Origin of the sequence: Luteolibacter sp. LG18, assembly GCF_036322585.1 — a bacterium.
Taxonomy (GTDB): domain Bacteria; phylum Verrucomicrobiota; class Verrucomicrobiia; order Verrucomicrobiales; family Akkermansiaceae; genus Luteolibacter.
The window spans coordinates 5,346,297-5,370,470 of record NZ_AP024600.1 but is presented as its reverse complement, the minus strand read 5'-3'; the positions used below and the strand labels follow the sequence as shown (position 1 = coordinate 5,370,470).

At 60.6% G+C, this 24,174-nt stretch carries 12 protein-coding genes; 5 read left to right on the top strand and 7 right to left on the bottom strand.

All coding sequences use genetic code 11. The features are described 5' to 3' along the window. The first annotated feature begins 121 nt into the window (after positions 1 to 121). Both llg_RS21345 and llg_RS21340 read left to right on the top strand, forming a co-directional pair. Positions 122 to 2,782 (top strand): glycoside hydrolase family 44 protein, encoded by a 2,661-nt coding sequence (locus llg_RS21345; protein WP_338287084.1) that lies wholly within the window; start codon positions 122 to 124, stop codon positions 2,780 to 2,782. A 109-nt stretch (positions 2,783 to 2,891) separates the two neighbouring features. Then, on the top strand, positions 2,892 to 5,012 hold the full coding sequence (locus llg_RS21340) for a hypothetical protein (protein WP_338287082.1): 2,121 nt from the start codon (positions 2,892 to 2,894) through the stop codon (positions 5,010 to 5,012). A gap of 154 nt (positions 5,013 to 5,166) precedes the next feature. Here llg_RS21340 and llg_RS21335 read toward each other — a convergent pair whose 3' ends face one another. Continuing rightward, positions 5,167 to 9,204, bottom strand: a complete 4,038-nt coding sequence (locus llg_RS21335) for a LamG-like jellyroll fold domain-containing protein (protein ID WP_338287081.1) — start codon at positions 9,202 to 9,204, stop codon at positions 5,167 to 5,169. Positions 9,205 to 9,511: 307 nt separating this feature from the next. Next, complete coding sequence (locus tag llg_RS21330; RefSeq protein ID WP_338287080.1) at positions 9,512 to 12,370, bottom strand: RICIN domain-containing protein; 2,859 nt, start codon at positions 12,368 to 12,370, stop codon at positions 9,512 to 9,514. Between the two features lie 595 nt (positions 12,371 to 12,965). Here llg_RS21330 and llg_RS21325 point away from each other — a divergent pair. Then, on the top strand, positions 12,966 to 14,798 hold the full coding sequence (locus llg_RS21325; protein ID WP_338287079.1) for a glycoside hydrolase family 97 catalytic domain-containing protein: 1,833 nt from the start codon (positions 12,966 to 12,968) through the stop codon (positions 14,796 to 14,798). A gap of 12 nt (positions 14,799 to 14,810) precedes the next feature. On the opposite strand, the gene llg_RS21320 is transcribed toward llg_RS21325, so the two are convergent. The 4 genes from llg_RS21320 to llg_RS21305 form a co-directional block, all read right to left on the bottom strand. After that, a complete protein-coding gene (locus llg_RS21320; protein ID WP_338287078.1) occupies positions 14,811 to 15,869 on the bottom strand; it encodes a hypothetical protein in 1,059 nt (352 codons plus the stop codon). After that, positions 15,866 to 19,207, bottom strand: coding sequence for a putative Ig domain-containing protein (locus llg_RS21315; RefSeq protein WP_338287077.1), 3,342 nt, complete (start codon positions 19,205 to 19,207; stop codon positions 15,866 to 15,868). Before llg_RS21315 ends, llg_RS21320 begins: the two co-directional genes overlap by 4 nt. A 244-nt stretch (positions 19,208 to 19,451) precedes the next feature. Then, complete coding sequence (locus llg_RS21310) at positions 19,452 to 20,096, bottom strand: response regulator transcription factor (RefSeq protein ID WP_338287075.1); 645 nt, start codon at positions 20,094 to 20,096, stop codon at positions 19,452 to 19,454. A gap of 168 nt (positions 20,097 to 20,264) precedes the next feature. Continuing rightward, on the bottom strand, positions 20,265 to 21,548 hold the full coding sequence (locus llg_RS21305; protein WP_338287074.1) for an ATP-binding protein: 1,284 nt from the start codon (positions 21,546 to 21,548) through the stop codon (positions 20,265 to 20,267). A 350-nt stretch (positions 21,549 to 21,898) separates the two neighbouring features. Here llg_RS21305 and llg_RS21300 point away from each other — a divergent pair, with 350 nt between their 5' ends. Continuing rightward, positions 21,899 to 22,783 carry a PEP-CTERM sorting domain-containing protein gene (locus tag llg_RS21300; RefSeq protein ID WP_338287073.1) on the top strand — a complete coding sequence of 295 codons (885 nt, stop codon included), beginning with the start codon at positions 21,899 to 21,901 and terminating at the stop codon, positions 22,781 to 22,783. A gap of 285 nt (positions 22,784 to 23,068) precedes the next feature. Next, positions 23,069 to 23,527 (top strand): LacI family DNA-binding transcriptional regulator, encoded by a 459-nt coding sequence (locus llg_RS21295; protein WP_338287071.1) that lies wholly within the window; start codon positions 23,069 to 23,071, stop codon positions 23,525 to 23,527. Here llg_RS21295 and llg_RS21290 read toward each other — a convergent pair. Further along, positions 23,471 to 23,959: an IS5 family transposase gene (locus llg_RS21290; protein ID WP_338286048.1), complete on the bottom strand. Its 489-nt coding sequence runs from the start codon at positions 23,957 to 23,959 to the stop codon at positions 23,471 to 23,473. The two genes, llg_RS21295 and llg_RS21290, sit on opposite strands and share 57 nt — an antisense overlap. Positions 23,960 to 24,174 lie beyond the last annotated feature (215 nt).

Below are 24,174 nucleotides of genomic sequence, written 5' to 3'. Positions count from 1 at the left end.
CGGGGGAGGGTAAAACCACTCCTCGGCGGAGTGGAGCAGAGGCTTCGATTGTGATGCGCTGGGTGGACCCATCGATCGCTGGAAATCCACAAGGCCCGGCGACGATGGGCATCCCGACCCCATGATCAACCGATACGCGCTTCATTTCGTGGAACAAGGAGGCACCATGCCGATGCGAGGCCGCGTGATGAGGCTGCTCGCCTCCGGGATCGGGGTCTTGCCCGCCATGGTTGCCACGGCCTCCGCCGACAACCCCGCCGCGACGATCCAGGTGGACGTCTTTGCGAACCGGAACACGATCAGCCCTCTCATCTATGGCGCGAACTGGGCCGACCAGGCCACGCTGCTCGACCTGAATCTGACCGTCGACCGCCGGGGAGGGAACGCGACCTCGACCTACAACTGGCAGACGAATGCCACCAACCGATCCGCGGATTGGTATTTCGAAAGCCTCCCGGACTCCGATGGCTCCGCTCCCAGTGCGGGAGCCGACGCCTTCATCACGTCCACCAAGACGGCGGGAGCCCAGCCCATGATCACGATCCCCATCATGGATTGGATTGCCAAGCTCGGGCCGAATCGGTCCGGCCTCGCCTCGTTCCCGGTCTCCAAGTATGGCCCGCAGACCGGCACCGATCCTTGGTTCCCGGATGCCGGGAACGGCGTGCGGGCCAGCGATGGTGCCATCATCTCATGGAACGATCCCAATGACGCCTACGTTCCGAACAACTCCACGCTCCAGCAGCAGTGGGTGCAGCATCTGGTGAACAAGTTCGGCAACTCGTCCGGCAATGGCGTGCGCTACTACATCATGGGCAATGAGCACGGTGTGTGGCCCGCCCAGCACCGGGACCTCATGACCGTGGGACCCACGATGGACACGATCCGCAACAAGATCGTGGACTACGCCGGGAAGATCAAGGATGTGGATGCCTCCGCGCAGATCGTCGGTCCGGAGGAATGGGGCTGGCCGAATTATTTCAGCAGTTCCTATGACACCTCGGTGCCGGGAGGAGCCGATCGGGCGGCCCACGGCGGTGCGGACTACATGCCGTGGCTGCTGAAGGAACTCAAAGCCAGTCACAACACCACCGGCAGGCGATTGCTGGATGTTTTCAGTCTACACTATTACCCGCAGTACAACGAGTTCAGCCAGGGGGATTCGTCCACGGCGGCCCAGCTCAAACGCAATGAGTGCACCCGCGACCTTTGGGACACCTCCTACGTTTCCTCCAGTTGGATCGGTAACTCGGTGCAGCTCATTCCCCGGATGAAGAACTGGGTAAACAACTTCTATCCCGGCACCAGGATCGCCATCACCGAGTATAGCTGGGGAGCGGAAGGCCACATCAGCGGCGCGATTGCCCAAGCCGATGTTCTCGGGATCTTTGGCCGCGAGGGCGTCGATCTCGCGACGTTCTGGGGCTCGCTCGGAACCGGGGAGCCGGTCCGGAGCGCTTTCAAGATGTATCGGAACTACGATGGGGCGAAGAGCACCTTCGGCGACACCAGCGTCTCGGCTGTCGTCCAGAATCCGGACCAGATCTCGGCCTTCGCGGCCCAGCGCGGCGCCGACAATGCCCTGACCGTGATGGTGATCTGCAAGCGCCTGTCCGCGAACACGCCTGTCACGGTGAATCTCGCCGGTTTCGCCGCCAGTGCCCCGGCTCAGGTCTGGCAACTGAACAACGCCAACGCGATCAACCGGCTCGCCGACGCGCCGGTGGCCAACGACAGCGTTTTCTTCAGCGCTCCGCCCCAAAGCGTCACCTTGTTCGTGATTCCGGGAGCGGGCACCCCGCCGGGCTTCCGGGCGCGCTACGCCTTCGAGGGCAACGCCCAGGACAACAGCGGAAACGGCTTCCATGGTTCCCCGTCAGGCGTGACCTACGTGGCGGGCAAGGTTGGTTCGCAGGCCGCGCAATTCAATGGCAGTGGAGCCAGCGTCACCATTCCTCCTCCGGTCACGGACGACTTCACCGTGACGATGTGGGTCAAGACCACCGACACGGCAGGCAGCGCCGGTGCGCACTGGTGGACGGGTAAGGGGCTGGTGGATGGCGAGATCGGCGGGGGAGGGGCCGACTGGGGCACATCCATCGTCAACGGGAGGTTTGTCCTTGGTATCGGTTCCTCCAACGGGGACACCTCCGTGGTTTCATCCGCCGCCATCAATGACGGCACGTGGCACCATGTCGCGGCTACAAGGGACAACACCAGCGGGGCGATGCGGGTGTATGTGGACGGCGTTCTGAGCGGCAGCGGAACCGGTCCCACCGGTCCGCGCAACTGGCCGACCATGCTCCGCATCGGCGGACTCCAGCCGGGATACAATTATCTGAACGGCACACTCGACGAAGTGCGGCTCTACAACCGGGTCCTTACTGGCGCGGAAATCATCGCGGCCACCTACACTCCGGTGGAAAGTTGGCGGCTGGGGAATTTCGGCGCGGTGGCAAACGCCGGGATCGCCGCCGATAGCGCGGACCCCGATGGAGATACCTGGACCAATATGCAGGAGTTCATCGCTGGCACCGATCCGAACAATCCATCGAGCCTGCTGAGAATCGATCAATTGAAGAAGAGCGGAAACGACATGCGGGTCAGCTTTCCAACGGTGTCTGGAAGGACCTATCGCGTCGAGCGAACAGAGAAGCTGGCCAATGGCTCGTGGACCACGGTGCTCGGGGGAATCCCGGGTACGGGCAATGTCGTCCAGATCACCGACTCCGGGGGAGGGAACCACGTGACATGCTTTTATCGGATCGTCGTCACCTGGTGAGCCCGCGGCTCTGGATGTGTTGCAAGGTGGCTCCCCGGAATGGGGGAGTGAAAAATCCCCTGTCGGCGAGATCGCATCCTTGGCATCCGGTTGATAGGACAGACGATTCATGAGCTTCCTCCCCGCGCGCTTTCCTTCCGTTCACCGGTTCCTGCTCCGCGCACTTGGCGGTGCGGTGTTCGTCCTGCCTCTGGCCCGTGGCGCGGATTACACTTGGCGGAACGTGGCGATCGGAGGCGGCGGGTATGTTGCCGGTATCGAGTATCACCCGCGCCAGACCGGGCTCGCATATGTCCGGACCGACGTGGGCGGAGCCTACCGCAGGGACAAGCCGAACGGCCCGTGGATCCCGCTCAACGATTCGATCGGCGGAACCCGCAATGAATTCATGAAGCTGGGAGTGGTGAGCCTGGCGCTGGATCCGGCCGATTCCGGGCGGGTGTATCTCGCCTGTGGCCAATACACCGCATGGTGGGCTCCGAACGCCACCTTCATGGCCTCCTCCGACCGGGGGGGGACCTGGACCACCAAAGAGCTTCCGTTCAAGGTCGGGGGCAACCAGGATGGGCGCGGCACCGGCGAACGGCTGGCCGTGAATCCATTCGATGGGACACGTCTGTTGATCGGCTCCTCGCAGGACGGCCTTTGGCGCGGCACCGGCCGCGGGGCGGACTGGGAACGTGTCCCGGCATTCCCGGTGGCATCCACCACTTTCGTCCGCTTCCATCCCTCGCGTGCCGGCATCGTGTATGCGGGTGCGGCGCAAACCACCGGGCCCAGCCTGTGGAGATCCATGGACGGCGGAAATTCCTGGGCCGCGGTACCGGGTCAGCCTGAAGGATGGATCGCCCATCAGACCGCCTTCGACGGAGAGGGCAATCTCTACGTGACCTTCAATGACGCATTGGGACCCAGCAACGTGTCCAAAGGGGGTGTGTGGAAACTTTCTCCGGAAGGCGCGTGGAAAGACCTCCAGGTTCCCAGCGGCGGAGGAGGATTCGGAGGGATGGCCACCGATCCGGGGGCTCCGGGACGAGTCGTCGTTTCGACACTCGACCGCTGGTGGCCCGGCGACGAGATCTACCGCTCGGACGACGGAGGCCAGACTTGGACGGGAATCCTGGCGGAAGCGACGCTCGACCATGGTTCCGCGCCCTGGGCCGCTTCGGTGAAGCCCCATTGGATCACCGATGTGGAGATCGATCCCTTTGACCCGGGCAGAGTGACCTTTGTGACTGGTTACGGACTGTACACGACCCAGGACCCTGGTGTCTCGGCAAAGAAACCCGCGTGGTCTTTCGACAACAAGGGGCTCGAGGAGAGCGTGCCGCTGGGCCTGGTCAGCCCTGCTTCCGGCCCGCCATTGATCAGCGTGATCGGGGACTTCGACGGCTTTCGGCATGACGACTTGGATGCGTCTCCGATCAGCGGTCGCCATTCTCCGTCCCATGGTACGTCCTACAGTCTCGACGGTGCGGGTATGGCTCCCGGAGTTCTGGCGCGCCTGCACGAATCCAGCGGCTCGGTCTCGCGCGATGGTGCCCGCACCTGGAAAGCCTTTCCGTCAGCGCCACCGGGCTCGAATAACGGACAAATCGCCGTTTCCGCGGACGGTGCCGTTCTCCTCCTGTGTCCCAAGGAGGGAGTCCCCTATCGTTCCTCCGACGACGGGGCGACCTGGAAGCCTGCCGCCGGATGTCCTGCGGGAAAATACCGGCCCGCTGCCGATCGAATGAACCGGCTGCGGCTTTCGGTGTTCGATTCCGTGACACGGCGCGTGTATCGGAGCGACGATGGAGCCGCCACCTTCACGCCCGCCGGGGGAGAGTTGCCCGAAGGCGGGCAGCGCCTTGAATCGGTCCCGGGAAGAGCGGGCCATTTGTGGTATGCGGCGGGAGGAAACGGATTGTGGCGTTCCGCGGACGGCGGAGCCAAATTTCACCGGGCTGAAGTGGTGGAGCAGGCCTATCAGGTGGGCTTTGGCCGACCGGCTTCCACCAATGCCTATCCAGCCGCTTACCTCTGGGGCCGGATCGGAGGAATCGATGGAATCTTCCGAAGCGAAGACGGGGGCACCTCATGGCTGAGGATCAATGACGACCGCCATCAGTTCGGAGCGATCCACGCGATTACCGGTGATCCGCGCGTGTTCGGGCGGGTCTATCTCGGAACCAGCGGTCGCGGGGTGATCGTAGGAGAACTCGGAGGCCAGCAAGCGGCGGCGCGATGAAGCGCCATTCAACAATCGAGGGCTGGTTGACGGAGTCAAAGAGCTGTCAGGGGTGGAATGTTCTCAGTTCGGAAACGCAGGCCATGGTAACCACGTCGGCCTCGGCCATACGCTCTTCGCCTCGATTCTTTCGTGAGACAATCGACATGCAATCCTACTGATTCACTACGGCTCGATAGAACCGCCGGAGGTGGGTGGCACCCCCATTGTCCGTGACCTCTAGTTCCTCGCCGGTGCCCGTAATGTTGTTCTTCACGATTGTCCAGGAACCTTGAAGCAAGCTATCGGATCTTTCCACCCGGTAGGTTTTTCCGTTCACCGTTGGAAAGCGGAGCCGCATGTCGTTTCCGTTGGCTTGGACCTGAGTCAGCTTCAAGAGGCTGGCGCGGTCATTGGGATTGGTTCCGGAGGCAAACTCTTGCGCGTTGGTCCATCCGTCGCCGTCCGGATCCGCACCGTCGGCGGCATTGCCTGTGCCTGTGATCGAGCCGAAGTTTGCTTGTCGCCATTGCTGAAGCGCGGACAATGGAGTGGCGCTGGTTTCCGCGCTGTCCGCGCTCTCCAACAGCGACGCCACCGCGGTGACAGCGTAGTAATACGTCGTGCCGTTGGTGAGGCTAGTGTCGGTGAAGTTCGTGACCGTGGTGTTTGCGACGAATACATAGGGACCGCCGCTCACGGGCGCGCGTTTGATGTTGTAGCTGGAGGCTCCCGCGGCGGCACTCCAGCTCAATGATGACCGTGTGTCCAAGGCTCCGGCCGTGAGCGATGCCGGGGCGGTTGGTGGGTTGGCCAAGGCGGCGATTTGCTGGCCGGTGAGCGCTTGACCGAAGATCTGGAAATCATCCACGGCACCGGAGAGATACGGATCGTTGTACTGCGATTTTCCGATGTAGTTGTTGCCGGTTGACCCGAGGCTGGAAGGCTTGAGGGTCATATTGGCGTTCGTGCCGACCGGTGACCCGTTGACGTAGAGTGTGCCCGTGGAACCCGAGAGAGTGACTGCCACGTGAGTCCATATGCCGGTCGGTAGAGCCGCGGTGCCGTCGATTTTCTGTTCACCGCCGCCTCCTGCCGTGCTGATCGCGAAGCGGACCACGTTGTTCGCGCCGTTCTTCGGAGTCAGGAACATGTAAACGCTGGTGCCGGTACCGAAGTCAAAAAGCCGTGCCCAGTTGCTTGTGGCGTTCAGTTTCACCCACGCGGCGATGGAGAAGTCATTGAGGCCGCCCACCACTCCCGAAGGCAGGGTGACATATTGAGCCGAGCCGTTTAGGGCCACAGCCCGGTTGATCTTGCCGGGAGTCCAGGAGGGGCTGCCGACCAGCGTGCCGGTCCAACCGTTGCCCGTGGCGTCCGCCGCCGAATTTCCACTCGACTCGTCGAACTTCAACCAAGCGCGCTCCTGGGCAAATGGCTGAACCGCCACGGTAAAGGTGCGTGACCCGGTGTTGCCGGTTGCGTCCGTTGCCGTGGCCGTGACCACGCTGGTGCCGATCGGGAAGAAAGAGCCGGAAGCAGGAGTGTTGGTGGTGGGGCGCGTTCCATCCACGGCGTCCACCGCGGAGGTGGTAAAGGTAACCGCCGCGCCCGCTGTGCCCGTCGCGGGCACCGTGATGTTCGCGGGCACCGTGATGGTGGGTGGAGAAATGTCTCCCAACGTGTCGTCGTTCACGGTCACAGTGAACGAAGTCTGGCTGTAGTTGCCGCTGAGGTCGCTGGCCCGGCAAACCACGGTGGTCGAGCCGATCGGGAAGACACTGCCTGATGGCGGGGTAAAGAGGACGGGTAAGGGACCGTCTTCGTAGTCGGTGGCGGTCGCGTTGAAGGTCACGACCGCACCGGTTTGGCCCGCGGTTCCGATCAAGAGGTTGGAAGGCGTGGCGATCGTCGGCGGGGTCATGTCGGGCGACAGGATCTGCCATTCAGAAAGCTGGATGCCCGCATCCCCGCCATTGGCCGTGATGTTGAGGCGGTAATACTCGTAGGCGGCAGTCAGGGGGACGCTGTAGGTGTTGGTCTGGAACCGGGCGGCGAAGCTCTGGGCCGACCGGGTGTCGAGTATGGTCCAGCCGATGCCGTCGTTGCTGCCGAGCACCTGCCAAGCCACCGGATCACGGACTGGCACGTCGTTCGCGGAGGAGATCTTGTATTGGCTGAGCGGGAAGCGCTTGCCGGAGGCGAAACGGTATTGGATCCAGTCGGTCGCGCCGGTGCCGTTGAACCACTTGGTCGCGGTGGTGCCGTCGAAGGCCTTGGCCGCGCCTTCTGTTCCAGTCGTATTGAGGCTGTCGCTCGCCGTGCCACCAGTGTTACGAATGCGCAGAGAGTTCAAACCGGCGCCGGATTCAGTGCCATTGGCGGTGGAGCCTGAAGCCGTGACCGCGGAAACGGTGTAGTAGTAAAACACACCGGCCTCGGCAGTGGTATCGGAGTAGGAATTGGCGGTGACGCTGCTCGCCAAGGTGGTGTAGGGGCCACCGGCGGTGATGGCGCGCTTGACCTGGTAGCTGGTTGCACCCGGATATGCATTCCATGCCACGCTCAACGTTCCATAAGCGGCCGAAGCGGTGATGCCGGTAGGGCCCGGGGGAAGGGGATCCGGCAGGCCGGGATCGCTGGCGATCACGTAGCGCAGCTCCATGGGCGATGGGGTTGTGCCTCCGGCGGAAAGGGCACCGGTGGAGGCGGTGAAGATGGACTTGGTGAATGGCGACCAGGTGTTCAGGGCGGCGGTGTTCGGATCATGCTTCCAAAACGAAGAGCCACCGGCCGCCGCATCCCAGTAGCCGAAAAGCATCCGCTTGTTGTCGCGGGAAATTTGCGTTCCACTGGCGATGGCATTCGTCGTGCCATCGAGCTTGATGCCGTTGAATGTGAGCTGCCATCGGCTCTTGTTGACATCCATGCGGACCTCTACAGGGGAGCCGGTACCGGTGAGATAGCCGGTTTGCGTGGTGGTCCAGGCGGTTGAGTAGGCTGGCACGAAGCTGAAATAGCCGTCGTAGAAAATGGTTTCGCCGCCGGAATCAGGGCGTGCGCTGACGATCATCCGATTCAGCGATCCGTTCTGGGTGACCGTGATCAGGATACCGGGGTTGTTCGCTCCCGTCACCGAGGTCGGCACGCCTCCACTCCAGGTCTCATTGGCGAACCAGAGGCCGAAGCTGGTCTTCTGGTTCGTCGGTGTAGGGTTCTTGACTTCCCAGAGCCAGCGGGTGGTCGAGCCGTTGGCATTGTCCCAATAGAATGCCGAGGTGCTCTTCGCGGCCGCCACCGAGGTGAGCGCCGGATTGAGAGTGTAGGTGGTTTTTCCCGCCGCGGTGGTTTCGACCGCCGAGGCTCCGGCTTGGCTGATGTTCGTCATGCCGGAGAAGCCGCCTGGGCCCGCCTTGGTGTTGGCGTTCACCGGGAACGTGTCGTCACGGTCCAGGTAGTCGATCGCCTCCTTCATCTCCGTGTCGCTGGGGTCGGTGTGGCCCCCGGGCCCGTCGTAGAGGAAGCAATCAAGGCCTTGCGGTTCGAAGGCACAGTGGAAGCCTTCCACGAAGTAATCCTCCCGGTAGTCGTCGTAGCGCGTCAGGATGTAAGAGCGCAATTTCTTCGATTTGGCCGCCGTGTAGATGGAGCTGTGGAGGGAATTGTTGTTCAGGTAGTAGAAGTAGAACGGCTGATCCGCATAGACAAAGTAGGTGTCCGACTGGCCGCTCGTATTGGGAATGTAATCGGGACTGACCTCATTGAGACGAGGGAGAGCGAATCCCGAGGAGGGCGCGACGCCCCGGACAATCTCCGAGTGGTAGAAGGCGAGTGCGCTCGCGGTGCGGGCGCCACCGGATTTGCCGGAGAGGTAAACGCGGCGTGGATCGATGTTGAACAGCTCATTGGCGCGGTAGATCGCAAGAAGTGCGGCACCATAACGGTCTGGCGAGTTGGCACCGTTGCCGACGGCGCGTGGAGCGATCCAGATGAGATTCTTTTCATTGGAAGGAGCCTGGAGCACAACACCGGTAGTGGGGTCCGAGGTAATGTACACCATCACCCCGTATGGCTTCGTTCCATCGTAACCTTCCGGAACGAAGACGTCGTATCGCCAGCTGGCTAGATCGAGATTGTAGTTCACGACCTGGGACCAGGCGCGATTGATGACCGCCGGGTTCTGCAGTGATCCGAGCGTGATGTTGGCCTTCAATCCGGTTCCGATCGGTGAAGGGGCAGCCAGGAGAGTGCCACAGGCGAACCAAGCGGAGAGAACGGCGGACGAAGCGCATCTGAGGCGGCGGAGCAAAGGGGAGGTGGCGAACCAAGCGGAGCGGGACATTTGGATATTTTGACGGATGAAGGCGGATGAAGGCGGATGAAGGCGGATGAATGGTGATTAGATGGGCAGCGCGAAGAACGGCAGGGGATCGGGAAGGATGCGTTTCATCCGAAATCGAGAAGGGTACCCGGAAGACCACCCGGCGGCACGTTTCGTGCCGCCGGGTGGTGGTTTCGGGTTACGGTGCGATGGAAAACGCCCAATGTTGGTTGGCTGCCCCGCTATAGGGCCACTGGATGATGCCGGCTCCATTGGCGGTGCTTCCGCTGCTTACATCCATGGCCTTGCCGCTATTCACGTTCAGGACCTTGAAGGTGCCGTCTCCTGCCGGTGCGACCGTCCACTTCTGGCAGTTGTTATTGTTTGAGGGCCAGATCTGGACGACCGCGCCATTGCTGGTGGAGGCGCCTGTGACTTCGAGCAGCTTGCCGCTTCCCACGCCCACCGCCTGGTAGTGTCCATTGCCCAGGTGGGTGAGCGTCCACTTCTGGCTGTCTCCCCCCGTCCAGCCCCACTGGACAGCGTCCGTGCCATCGGCCGTTCCGCCCCCGAAGAGGTCGAGGACTTTGTTGCTCTTGCGGGAAACGACGCGATAGGTGCCGTTGGGAATGGTTTGTCCGCTGTCACTCCACAGGCCGAGCTCGGCCACTGCCAGCCCGGCGGCACCGTTGTTCGCGGAGACTTGGAGTTGGTAATAGCGGTAAGCGGCGGTGTTGCCGATGTCGTAGGTATTCATCTGCAAGCGATTGGCGAAGAGCTGGTTGCTTTGTGAATCCAAGGTGGTCCAGGTGGTTCCGTCTTGTGAGCCAAGGAACGTCCAATCTTTCGGATCACGGGTCGCCACATCGGCGCTGTTCAGCGTGTAGCGCTTGATGACCTGCGGGTTGTTCGCGCCGAAGTCGTATTGGAGCCAGCCAGTGGGCGAGTTGTAGCCATACCACTTGGACCCAGGGTCGCTGTCGAAGGCCTTAGCAGAGCCTTCCGTGACGGACGTGGCATTGAAACTGGCCGTCGATGTGCCGCTGTGGGCGAGGTTGACCATGGCGGTGGGAAGCAAAGCGGCACCGAATTGCGGTGAGTCACCGCTGGTGCCGGCAGAGTTCTTCGCCCGGATCACGTAGTAGTAGCTCGTGCCCGCGGCCGCGGTCGTGTCCACATAGCTCGTGCCGGTGAGGTTGCTGGCGAGAGCGGTGTAGCCCGAGCCCGAGGTGGTCGAGCGCAGCACGTCATAGGCGGTGGCACCATAGGAGGTGAGCCAGCGCACGGTGATGGCTCTGTTGGAGCCGCTGGCGAGCACGCCCAACGGGGCGACGGGAGCGGTCAGGAGGCCGCCGGTTCCGCCGGTGAATGCCACGTTGGCGAAGTTGGCAGTAACGGACGTGGTATTCCCGCTGCAGAGAAACAGGCCGATATAGAGGGTGGACGGCAAATTGCCGTAATAGGTACAGTTCACGGGCATCCAGCTGGCGCCATCCGGAGACGCGAAGGTCGTGATCTGCTTATCCCGCCGTTCGATCTTGAGCCAGTAGGGCATGCCGGGAGTCCACGAGTGCGAACGTTGGGCATATCCGCCCCCGCCCCAGTTTTCCGTCCAGCCCCGCATGTGGGATTCCATTAGCACGGTGGCCGCGGGCACCATCCCGATCCAGGCGCGCTGCGAAACGGTGGCCGTGAGGTTGTCGCGGATCATCAAGCCCGCCTTGCCGTTATTGGAGCCGGAATAGGTGAACGAGTTGACCTTGGCGACCATGGCGCAGTCGCCGGTCATCTGGGTGCAGGCAAACTGGCAGTCGTCGGTCGTGTCGTTCCAGACCCCGTTCCCGAGCCCGGTCAACGTCCACACACCGTTCGAATACGAGGCGCTGCGGCCCGTGGTCTGGGTGCCGAAGGTAGTCAGGGTCAGGCCGCTCGAGGCCAGGGAAACCGTCGGGAAACTGGCCGGTGACGCGGTGGCGGTGGTGAAGTCGGCCGTCTTGGCAAACATGAAGTTGCCGCCGTCGATACCCTGTTCTCCCATTTTGCGGTCGATCCAGGGAGTCGGGAGACCGCGGCGGTTTCTGTAGGCGTTTTGAAGGATGTAAAACGCGCCGCGATTAGCGGTGTAAGGGCCGGCCGCATTGTTAAACCACGCCCAATCAATGGTGCCGTAGGGAACGTAGGGATTGTCCGTGGCGAAGGTGTTGCGGGCGTAGTATTCGCCACAGGTCAGCAGCCGGTTGTCCAATTCGGAGTAGAGGTCCACGCCTTGTTTCCAAGCGCATTCAGCCACGAAGGCCAGGGCATTGAGGGTGCCGAACCCGTGTCCCGCGTCGCGCCCTGTCTCTCCCATCTGTCCAGTAGACAGGGTGTTCATCAGGCCGCTGCCGTGAAAGGTGCGGTAAAGGTTGACGATTTGGTCGAATTTCGCGGTGTCGTCGCAGAAAGCGGCGATGGCGATACCGGCTTCCATATAGATGGCGCCCTTGTTGGCAGGCCCAAGGATATTTCCCCAGGCGAGAGAAGCCGGCGCGAGAACATTCCGGAAATAGTTCTGGACCGTGGTCGTGTCTGAGGCCGTCCATCCGGACCAGGTGCCGCGCAGGATGCTGGCCCCCCCGCCGTAGCAGATGGCATAGTCGCCCAAGGCGAGGCCGGATTCGTTGCCAGTGAAGCTGGTATGCGTGGTCGCCCATTGGATGAGGATGTCGTGGGCTTTCTGCGCATAATCGGGATTGCCGGTGAAATACCACATGCGTGCGAGGTTATACACGGCGGCCATGTCGTTCTGCCATGCTCCGAGATTGGCGTCGTAAGCGCCCGCGCGGCTTACATTCGCGAACGGTCCTCGCATCTGGTAGGTCAGCTGCGAATGACCATCGGACGTCAGTATCGCGTAACCTTGCTTCCAAGGCTGTTGGTTGAGGCTTGCCTTGATGGTGTCCAGTTCCTCGAGGGTATTGGGAATGCAGGGATGGGTGTAGGCCTCTGCCAGCGGTTGCCCGAGGGCAAACAGAAGCAGGGAGGCTCGGGCGATGCGGATTGGATTTGTGGGTTTCATGTATGGGTGTTTTTTTGGGCATGCCTTGGGTTGAAGGCGTGATCAGGACGGAGGGGAGAGACTGCGGAATTCCAAGGTCGGAAATTTTATTCCGCCAATGCCGGGTTGGAGGAGTCCTGGTCCTACTGCGCTCGCCATACCCTCTGGAAGAAGTGGATTTGCGGCAGAAGCTTGGTGGCCGCGTGACTCTTGTTCACGGGCGGAGCGGCTTCTACAAATGGCGGCGAGGTTCGGACCGAGCATTGGGTGCGGGGTGCCAGCAGGCATATGCCTGTAGGAAACGGGGACCGTATCAGGTTTTGCTGTGAGCCCCAATATCCTCAAAGGGGGGATGCGACTCTCTTTGCCGAGGCCCTGCTTTCCGGCCACGGGAGGGCGATGGATAATCGAGGGATGTGCTTTACGTGGGCTGCGATTTTACGATGCTCGGAGCATCACTCTTCGATCCCTTCCGTACTTCGCGGTGTTGTCGTGCCCTGCCGCTTCTCATTGCGGATACTGAATGGCCAAGGCTGTCCGCTCATTCGCAATACCCTGGTAGCCATCTTTGCTTCGGAAGGCGGAAATGTGGAATCCTTCTCCAACCATCCAAACCATGATACGAACTCGTCTGGTGCCCGTTGCCATCGTCGCACTTCTTTGCGATCCGACCGCTTTCGCCGAGACCGTCGTCATTGATTCCCCGGACAGCCATCTCAAGCTGACCATCGAGGTCGCACCGGACGGCGGCGTCACGCATTCACTTGCAGTCGATGCGAAGCCGGTGATTTCGCCTTCCCCGCTGGGTTTCGTCGGAGGGAGGTTTGCCAGCGTCAAGCGACGCAATGAAAACTCGGTGTGGAAGCCCGTGTGGGGCAAGCGAACGCTCGTTCCGGATCGCTATCGGGAAGCGCTGATCGATCTGGGATCCTATCAGATCGAGGCGCGCGCCTACGATGAAGGTGTGGCGTTCCGCTACGTTTTCCCCGGCGCAAGGTCGGTCGGAGCGGAGGCCACCGCTTTCAACTTCGCTGGCGATTACACCGCGTGGTCCTACAACGGGGAGAATCACAACATCGGGCCGGAAAAACTCAGCGCTTCGAAAGGACTCCGGAAGCCGGTGATGACGATCAGAACCACCGCCAACGATTACTTGGCTTTGCACGAGGCCGATCTGGTCGAAGGCGAACCGTTGGCTTTGGAAGCCACACCGGACAAGATGTCGCTCCGGATTGCTTCCAAACCGAGCGCGTCGTGGAAGGTGATCATGTTCGGGCGCTCGCCCGGTGCCCTCGTGGACTCCCATCTCATCGAGCTGCTCAACCCGCCGCCGCCCGCCAGCATGGATTTCTCCTGGGTGAAGCCCGGTGTGGCCGTTTGGGACTGGCGCATCAATGGCGCAAAGGTGGACGGCTTCCGCTACGACATGTCCCTTCCGTCTTGGAAGCGCATGGTCGATTTCGCTTCCGAGAATGGAATCCCCTACCTGGTTCTGGACGCGAATTGGTACGGTCCGGAGTTCGGCAACGGTTCGGACCCGGTGAAGGGAGGAAAGGTCGATCAGGTCCGCGAAATCATCGCCTATGGGAAAACCAGGAACGTGGGCCTTTGGCTTTATCTGAACGACATCGGAGGACGCAAATTTCCCATTGATGAAACCTTGAAACAATATGGCGAGTGGGGTGCAGCGGGAGTGAAGTACGGCTTCATGAATGGATCGCCTGGAGAAAAGAACCAGCGTACCCGCATGATCACCGAGCTTTGCGCGAAGAACAAATTGCTGTGCGACTACCACGATATGCCGGTTCACCCATACGGCCAGATGCGGACGTGGCCCAATGCGGTCACCCGTGAGTATTGCCAGTCCCAACTCGACGGTCATAAGGTCTTTCAGCCGAAGACGTTCGTGACCAGCGTGTTCGTCAACATGCTCGCCGGGCCCATCGACATGAACAACGGTTTGGCCGATCTCACCCAAGCTGGCCGTGTGGATCACGGTGTGCCCGTGCCGTCCACACTCACCGCCGAGGTTGCCCGTACTCTGATCGTGTTCTCAGGGGCCACCATCATCCCGGACATTCCCGAATACTACAGTCGTCATCCTGAATTGCTGCGCTTCATCTCTGCTGAGCGCATGCCGTGGCGGGAGAGCAAGACACTCGCCGGAGAGATCGGCGAGTACATCGTGATGGCCCGGCAGGCAGCGGATGGAGCTTGGCTGATCGGTGCCGCCACCAATGAATCGCCGCGCGAATTGAGCGTGCCATTGTCCTTTCTGGCCGCTGGAAAATACGAGGCCCTCGTCATTCAGGACGGCCCTCAATCCGACTACCGCACCCATGTGGAAGACTATCGGGCCGAGACGCGGGAGGTGGATAAAGCCGCGATGATACGCGTTAAGCTCGCGCCCGGCGGCGGAGCTTGTGTGTTGATCAGGCCGAAATCCTGAATCGCGCCGCCTTCAATTCCCTTCAGGGGCCAAAGGCAGGGTGCTCCCTTCGTGCCAATGGCCCTCCACGGCGATGCGGATACTGGGGATCCCATCTAGATCTCCATGGATTGAGCTAGCCAATATCTCGACCCCGAGGCGGCCCACTTCCTCCGGGTGGCAATCAATACCGGCCCAACCCCGGATTTGACCGCGGCAACTGAAGGCGAGGCCAAGATCCTCGGGTATCCGGAGGCGCGCTCGTTTCAGTAAAAGGCCTGCCCCGGGCAGGTCCGTGAGGATGGCATCCAAGTGGTGGCTTCTTGCCCATTCTGCGAGTTGATGGGGAACAGGATTTTCTGCGGTCGTGGCAATCGGCAGATGTCCTTCCGAGAGGGAGTCACACTGATTGTAGGGGAATGCGGCCATCGACAGCTTGTCGTTGGAGGCTTCGGGACGTCGATCGGTGAGGAAACCGATGCGGCGATAGCCACTGTTATGCATTCTTTCGAGGGCGAGCCGGAAGTTTCCCAATTGATCGGGGCCAACCAAATTTGCAGGGAAGGGCAAAGTGTGATGGCTCAGGCAGACGATCCGGTAGTTCTTCCACGGAAAGAGGTTCAGTATCGTGGGGTCACCATCGGGTGGGAGTAGAATGCCGTGGAAACCTTTCATCTGGAGTTGCTGTTCCAGTTCCTCCGCCGTGGCCTTTGGAGAGAGGCGGAACTCCTCCAGATAGTATCCTCTTTCAGAAGCCGCCTTGCATGCTCCTCTCCAGTATCCGCTGTAATCTGGGTGCCGGGCGAGCCGCGCTGGTTCCCGCCAAGCGTTGATCCATCCCAACGAGGGCCGCCGGGAGGGAGGAAGTTTTGTCCGCTCGTGGTCGGGGAGAATCCGCAGATCCGGATGCGATCGATACCCGATTTCGTCAGCCACCCTTTTTACTTCCGCCCGTATGACGACTGGAATGTCAGGATGTTCCCGGAGGGCCAGTGCAACAGTGGCCTGGCTTAGGCCGAGACGATCCGCGATCTCACGCTGGGACGGAGATCTCGACTTGAATTCAAAGTGGATGCGGGGGCGGGCGGTCATTTCAGGTCTCCGTGGAATCGAACTTCTGAAACATTGCAGTGCCAGTTGCCCCGGTTGAAGATCCGGAGGTAACGATAGGCTTCGGTTGACGGTTTCATTTTAGGCCGTTGCCACTCCTCCGTGCCGATGGCCTCCTCCGTGAGGCTTGTCCAGGTTTCCCCATCGTTCGATCCTTGCACGATGGCTCCCGCGATTCTATCCCGGTACTTGGGCCGTGCCAAAAGCTCCACTCCTGAAAGCCGGACACGCGCCGCGCCAAAATCAAAGGGAAGGTAGGCACCGACCCCTTGACCCTTGAGATCGAGTTCCGCGAACGTGCCGGGATTATCGTCGAACATCGCGGCCAGAATTCGCGGCGTGGCGGAGGTTGACGTGCCGCTGTTGGGATCCACGAGTTTCGCGATCTCCGGGATGTTCCGGATCAGCTGCGATTCATCGACAAGGATCAGATGGGAACCGTCGGTGGTCACGCAGCCGGAGTCGCCGGGGGTGCCGTCCTGTCTTCGGTAATCGATGCTGAATTCCACGGTGCCCGCTTTTGCCTGGCCTTGGCTCAGGAGGGCTTCCGCGACATAGGTCAAAGCAGCCGTTTGTTTTGTGGTGGCCTCGATACCTTGGATTCGAACGCGAAGATCCCGGATCGGTTCCCGTGTTTTCAGGTCCAATCGAATCGGTTGTCCCAGGGCGACCCGGATGCCATTGCTCTTCTCCGCCCGCAGCGAGATCGCTTCCAGCTTGTTGCCGCTTTCGTGGCGGCGGCCGAAGATGCGCATCTCGGAGGGTTCAAAGATGGAGCCCCGAAGCCTCTTCACGCGTAAAAACCGGAACGTCGATTTCGAAAGGTCGTCGGGTACTTGGATTTTCGTCAGTTCCGTGGAGCGTCGGGTGGCAACCGGGGTGAGCTCCGTCCAAGTTCTCCGATCGTTGGAGCCGTAAAATTTGGCATCCTCCATGCGGTCTTCGAAATTCACACGGCCTTCCATGGCGAAGGCGCTGGCGGAGAATTTGAAATCCGCTCCAAAGTCGAATTCGTGATAATTGTCCGGGGCCAGGTAAAAGCCCACGAAGGTGTCATCGTTTCCATCGACCAGCAGGCTCATGGCCTGGCCGATGTTCGACGAAGCGACCAGCTTCGGGAAATCCATGCTTCCGTCAGGTAGGAGGGGCGTCAGCGGCTCCAGGCCTTCGAACGCTTCCTTGAGCTGGACCAGTAGCGGGAAGAAGGTTGTGTCCACGGCGGACTTCAGCTCCTTCTGTGCCCGGTCATGAAGCGCCTTGCAGCGTTCCAATGAAGTTTGGACGTAGGACGTGTTCGGGTCATACCCTGTCTCTGCCTTTTGAAGAGCCGCCGCGCGATCGGCGGCGATGGAGATCGTCACCTTCTTCGCGGTAACGGCTGCTCCGTCCGTGGCAGTCACGATGAAAACAAGATCTCCGGTGCTTGTTGGAACCCATGAAAAGCCACCGGTTTGCGGATCCAGCGTCGCTCCCTCGGGCTTATCCAGGCTCTTCACGACCGTTGTCCCCTTTGATCTGGCAACCGAGAAGTCCAAATGGATGGGAGCCCCGGGATAGGCAACGACGCTCAGCGGGGAGTCGCCCGAGCTGAAGAGCGGTGGCTTTCCATCGGTTTTTCTCAGGAGCTGGTCGAGGTCGACCAAGGTGCTTGGATTCCCTTTGACGCTGAGGAAGACGATGTCACCGAGCCGTTCAAGAGGGCCCATGGTGTAGAATACGTAACGCCATTGGCCTTCCGTGTCCGGAAGTAGCCATGGCTTTTCGAAGCCTGACATCTGCACCTCGGCGAAGCCGGACGTGCGAACTCGAAGACCGATGGTTTTTTCTTCGGAAGCGCAGCTCAGGAGGGCTAGGCGTGTTCCTTCGGGGGAGGGGAGAACACGAACGAACGTGGTGTCACCTTCTGTTTTGACGGAAGAATTCGCCGTGAGGTTCGAGGAACGCTCCTCCACTTCGACCACATTGGGTTCCTGCTCGGATTGCGGGATGCGGAGCGCTTCTCCGGTCGCTTTCCCCGGAATGTAAAGCCAATCGTAATCATCGCTGACGATCCGCTTGGTGAACGTCTGGTAATAGTAAGGAGCTTTCTTGGCGAGATCCACGCCTTTACTGCATGAGTAGTAATAATACAGGTCCCACATCTTATGCTGCCGGATGCGGCCCCGGTAGTTGTCGGCGATCCGGGGGTAGATCTGTCGGATGGAGCCATCGGGACCGATGTCGGAAGGTGTGGGAACCCAAGGCGTGCCGTAGCCGAGCATGAAGCGGCAGAAGTGGTCGGCCGCCATGAGGATACGGTCGCCGAGGAACTCATACGGGCCGACTGCTCCGGATGCGGTGGAAACGGTCCCGGTCACCGGGTCGACTTTGGTCCCCTGGGAATTCAAGATACGAGCGATGGTGGTGAAGATCGTCATGTCGTCGCCGGCATGCGCCTGATCGCGTCCCATCTCGGTGATCTGGACCTGGGGGGCGACCTTCTCGCCGGTGAGAGCATTGGTATCGACCAGGCGGGCTAGATCCTGAATCGAAAAGCTAGAGCCCTTGTTGGGACCGTCCTTGTTCACGGTGAAGCGTTCAACCCGCTTTGCATAGTCCTGTGGATCGCTCCGGAAAATGGCTCCCGCGATTGCCGGTGCATAGGCGAAGCCATTTTGATTCATGAACCATCCATTGTGGTTGAAAAAGTTCGTGACGCCCGGGGTGATGAAATTATTCGAGAAATTGAGGGTGTCCTGCTCCGTCCAATCCAGCTCGGGATTTGGTGAGTTCATTCCGCGCAGGAGCTCGGCGACCAGGATCATGTCCTTGAAGGCAAATGAACAATGGATGTAAACCTCATTGTAGGCCTTGAATTTCGCGGGATTCATCCTCGACCACAGGCGGACAATACGAAGGGCATTCGCGCGATAGGTCCGATCCCCGGTGAACCAGTACATGAGCACTTGGCGCAGCGCAGTGTCTGAATCGACCTTGAGGCGTCCTTCGACACTGGCATTGTCGAAGGCATCCATCTCCGGACGAGTGGGGTCGTCCTTGCTCTGGTTGCGACTTGAAACGGTTTTGGATGAGCGGGGGCTCGAGGCGAGCTTGACGAACCCCGAGAGCCACGGCTCGCGTCCCGCCAGCACCTGGGCGCGAGCGTTTTCCAGAATCTCCTGGTTCAGGCTGATCCCCGGATGCGTGAATCCGTTCACGACGGTTTTATGAATCCGCACTTTATCCGTTCCTTCAACAGGCGGCTCGGGATCCGCGGCGAGCGCGGTCGTGGCAAGCCCCAGGACGAGCCCGCACACGATTCCCATCCCAGTCCATTTCATCCTTGGGGCACCCGGTGTAACTCTCATCATTTTGAAATTTCATTGGGTCGCGGCCTTGCATCTCGGTCCGCCTCTCCATCGTGATTGACCACGGTGCCACGTGTTGCCCGGCGGAGCAGTCGGGGCAACGAAGGGTGGATTTTTAGAAAGGATGGGGCGGAGAAGTGACAGGTAGGACCGTCGTCCAGCCCCACAACATAGCATGGCGTCATCCCGTCCCCAATATCCCCAAACGGGGGAGGGGTCACTCCGTGCGAGGAAGCCGCGGGGAACCCGTGCTTTCGAAGTATTTGGCCACCGCTTCGGCCCGTGAGTGAACATGCATCTTTTCGTAGATGTTTTTCACGTAGGTGCGGATGGTCTCGGTGGTGAGCGAGAGCCGGTCTGCGATTTCCTTTGTCGTCAGACCTCGTGCGATCAGTCCCAAGACCTCGGATTCGCGTTGGCTCAACCGCCGGAGTTCGTCCGAGCCTTTTGTCCGTTGTCTGAAAAATTGCACCACGCGGCGTGCAATTCCACTCGTCATGGGCACCCCCCCTCTTCCAACGTCGAGCAGGCCTTGACGGAGATCCTCCGGGGCGCGGTCTTTCAACAAATAGCCATCGGCCCCTGCCTCAAGGGCACGGAATATGAGCTCCTCTTCGTCGGAAGAGGTGAGCATGACAACCTGGCAGGAGGGGAGGCTTTCCTTGAGGCGGGACGTGCATTCGATCCCGGACATGCGCGGCAGATAAATGTCCATGAGTACCACGTCAGGAGCCAGCGGGGGAAGCGCCCTCAGGGCTTCTTCGCCGCTGGTGCATGCTCCGACGCAAACAAAGCCCTCGAACGATTCGATCAGGCTGATCAGTTCGAGGCGAATTCCCTCCACATCCTCGACCAGCGCCACGCGGCAAACGCCCGGTGGGGGCGCGGCTGCGGACGATTGGGACCGAAGAGCGGACGAGGTCGGGGATTTTGGCATGTCGGCCAAGGACGCGTGTTTACGAGGCAAGGGCAGCAGGTTATCTGGCGGCGCGAAATTTACAAATCCTTCGGAAGAGGAGGGCCTTCCCATTCATCCGCCCAATCGAGGTTGGGGGGAGAGTGGAATGAGGAATTCTACCAAGGTTCCTTCTCCGGGAGTGGTCAGCAACGTGAGATCTCCGCCCGCCTCACGTGCCCGGAGTTCGAGATTGCGCAGCCCTTCTCCTCGTTGGCCCGACTCGAGATCGAAGCCGACTCCGTTGTCCGAGACGGCGACCCGCAGCGCGCCGCGTCGGCGCTCAATGAACAGCTCCACCTCGTCCGCTCGAGAGTGGCGGAGGACGTTGTTGAATGCCTCCTTGACTCCAAGAAGCAGATTACGACGCACTCCGAGCCCGCAGATGCCGTCAGGCAGGTCGTCATCGATGGAGAAGCGACACCGTATCGGGCTATCGCGAAAAAACGTCTCCCCGTAGTGCACAAGGTAAGAAGCCAGTTCGGCCACAGTATCCCGCTGGGAATTGATCAACCAGACGGTTTCCTTCATGTTTCGGCCCATCAAGCGCGCCTGCTCGCACAACCGCTTCAGCTTGTCGCCCGAGGCACCTGCTGTTTCTCCCAAGTCACGACGAACCGCTTCGCCCAGCAGGACGAGTTGGGTCAGGCCTCCGCCGAGGTTGTCGTGCAGGTCGGTGGCGATACGAGCTCGCTCGCGCCGAACCACCCGCTCCGCTTGCATTTTCAGGAAGAGCTGCGCAGCAAGAAACAGCCCCCCCAGTACTGCGGCCGAACTCACCACGATCAGCGAGGCTTGGAACCAACGTTTCTGCCAAAACGATTGAGGCTCCGGCAAGGAAACAGGGGCTTCATAAACCCGGGGACGTAACCACCAGGTTTCGAAGCGACGCACGACGCGAGCCATTTTCCAGGGGACACCGGGCTCCGGGAGCGGCCAGGACGATGCGTCGTCAGGAACGATCTGCCAGGCCGGGTCCGTTGCGATCTCGATCCTTTCGCCATTGTCCAGAGCGATCCGCAGGCCGGCGACGAGACCTGCGAAGTCGAAATCGTTTACGACGCTCACGGCCAATACGTGGCGGCCCTCGGAGAGAAGTCGGGTAATGTCGTATTCAGTGAGGGCCCGCCAATCGCTTCCTTGACCAATGAAATGGCCGTCCAGATAAACGCGGTAGAAATTATCGGCTGTGATGCGCAATAGGGCCGACTTGACCTGATGTCCGGCTGGAACGTCGATGAAGCGCACAAAGCGGCACTCCTGGCGGCTCTTCATCGCATCGGTCCAGATCCAGTCCCCGACCTGGAATTCCGGATGCAAGCCGCCTGCTGTTGCGCGGCAACAGACGATCACGAGCATGGAAAGCCACAGGAAAAGGAAGCGCATCGGCTAGTCCTTCGTAAGCATTGCAGAGGATCGAGGAAAGCATGTACTCGGGGCGGGAATCCATTTGGCGCATTCTCCAGCGGCGGGTAACAGGCAGTGGATGGATGTTCGCAGGAGCACAGGTGTTCGCTGACGCCTCATTCCCTCGGCCGAGGTTGGCGGACAGGGAGCTTAATCGCGCAAGTTACAAGATGGTTGAGCGGCGGCCTTTTCGCCGCGACATCCGGATGCGGATTTCCTTTCGAGCCGACTGCGAGGTGAAGACCACGCAGAGGACGAACTGAAGATTCCGCGGATCACGAGCGCCTCTATTTGCAATAACCATGAAATTTATCTCACCACCCGTCAGCCCTGCTGCCCGCGTGCTTTTCGCCGCCATGGCGCTGAGCGCCTCGGCTCATGCCGTGACCACCTTGGAGAACTACTTCAACTTCACCAGTTACGGCACGGTGACGGCTGGAAACACTGTCGCCGCCGTCGGCAACACGGGTTCGAGCGCCACGGTCAAAGCGACCGGAACCACGTTGACCAGCTCGGGGCTGGCGATTACGGCTGGAAGCCTTGGGGCTTCCACTGGTGTGACCATGGCCAGCACAACCCTTATCGGCTTCACTGGAGATTTCACTCTCCAGATGTGGTATACGACTCCTGGTACAGTCGCCGGAAACACCGCTCTCTTCGGCGGAACCAGCTCTGCGACAGTGGATGGCAGCATGGTCGGAGATCAGGGTTTTTTCGCGGCCTACTCCAACACCAATCCCCGGTTCGTCCGGCCGATTGTGGGCAACAACACCCAATTCGGCGTCGCGGGCGCGCCCCCAGCCGGCACTGGAGGAACGGGCAGCACGCTTTATGACTACGTCATCACCTACTCGAGCCTGACGTCGACTTTCACAGCCTATTTGAATGGCACCCAGGTCGGAAACAGTTTCAGCGTGCCTTTCTTCGGCGGTTTGGACGATCTCACAAACGGCTTCGCGATTGGCGGTGTCCAGAATCCCGCATTCAATGACAACGCGGCCGGTGTCAACATCACTTCGTTCATGATGTACAGTGGCACTCTCACCGCCGGTGAAGTGAGCTCCATCCATGCTTTCGGATCGACTCCGACGTTGAATCAACTGGGCTCAGTAGTGGCCGTTCCGGAACCATCCGCGCTGGCGTTGCTTGGATTGGGACTGTTGGGGGGGCTGCGCCGCCGCCGCTGATTGTTTTGCCTTGGAGTTGACGGGGGAGGGGCGTGGCCGCCGGCGAAGACCGACGGCGGCGTCGCTTCCCGGCTCCTCAATGGATCGTCACGGGTCCATATTTGATGTTCGGAAACGAGGTTTCCCGTCAAAGGCGCGGTCGTAAGAGGCAAGGGCTTCTTGTTCGTTCGACGTATTTCTACTTGTGCGATAAAGTTGGTGCCATATCGATTCGTGGTGAGCAAACACGGTCATCCCCCGTCCCGAGAGTCGGACGATGCATCCTTGCCGACTCGCAGGGTCACCATGAATGACATTGCCCTGGAAGTGGGAGTCACCCGGGCGGCGGTGTCGCTCGCATTGAGAAACCACTCATCCATCTCCAAAGCTCGCCGCGAACAGATCCACGCCGCAGCGGAGCGTTTGGGCTACCGCCCCAATGCCATGGCGGCCGCCTTGGCCCACCACCGGCAAAACTCGCGCGTTCATCCCGTGCGAGCGGCGATTGCCTTCATCAACGCCTATCCCAGCCCCAAAACGCTGCATGCCCAACGTTCTTTCGAGGATTGTTGGCTCGGTGCAGCCAAGGCCGCGGAGAAGTATGGCTACCATCTGGAGGAATTCCCCGTGAATGGTAAGCAGTCGCTCAAAAGCTTGGAGCGGATATTTGTCGCTCGGAACATTCGCGGGATCATTCTAGAGGTGGTTTCAAAAGTGTCTAACGAGGATCATGATGCAGGCGAGCTTGAAGAATCCGCTATATAGCTCGATGCGCCGTTCGTGGCGTACGATCAGTCGCCGCCAATTTCCTATCCAGGCAAAAAGCCGTTCGATTTTCCATCGATGCCGATAACGGCGCAACGCCCTCCCATCCTGCATCGAGGCTCGCTTGCGGTTGCGGCGGTGCGGGCAGATCAACTCTCCATCGAGGTGGCGCATGAAGCGACGGAGATGGTCGGCATCATAGGCTCGATCAACGATCAATCGCCTCGGAAAACGACCGGTCTTCTCCTTGCAATCCGCCAATGTTGGCAACACCAAGGTCACCTCTGCGGGCGATGCCGAGGCAAGGGTGCTTCCCAGAGGAAGACCCTGGCCGTCCGCCACCACCATCCACTTCGTTCCCTTTCCCTTCTTGGTTTTTCCGACGCAGAGCCCCCTTTTTTGGCCGGAGCGAAACTGCCGTCCATGAAGCATTGCTCCCAATCGAGCAGATCCTGAGCATCGAGTTGGGCGATGAAAGCTCTCCAGAGTCCATCCCACACGCCGTCCTCCTCCCAATCCCGGAGCCGTCTCCAGCAGGTGGAGGCACTGGGCAGGTGCTTGGGAAGATCTCGCCAACGGGCACCTGTTTTGAGCACCCAGAGGATTCCTTCGAGCACATCGCGGTCGGCGCAACGTGGGCGGCCGAA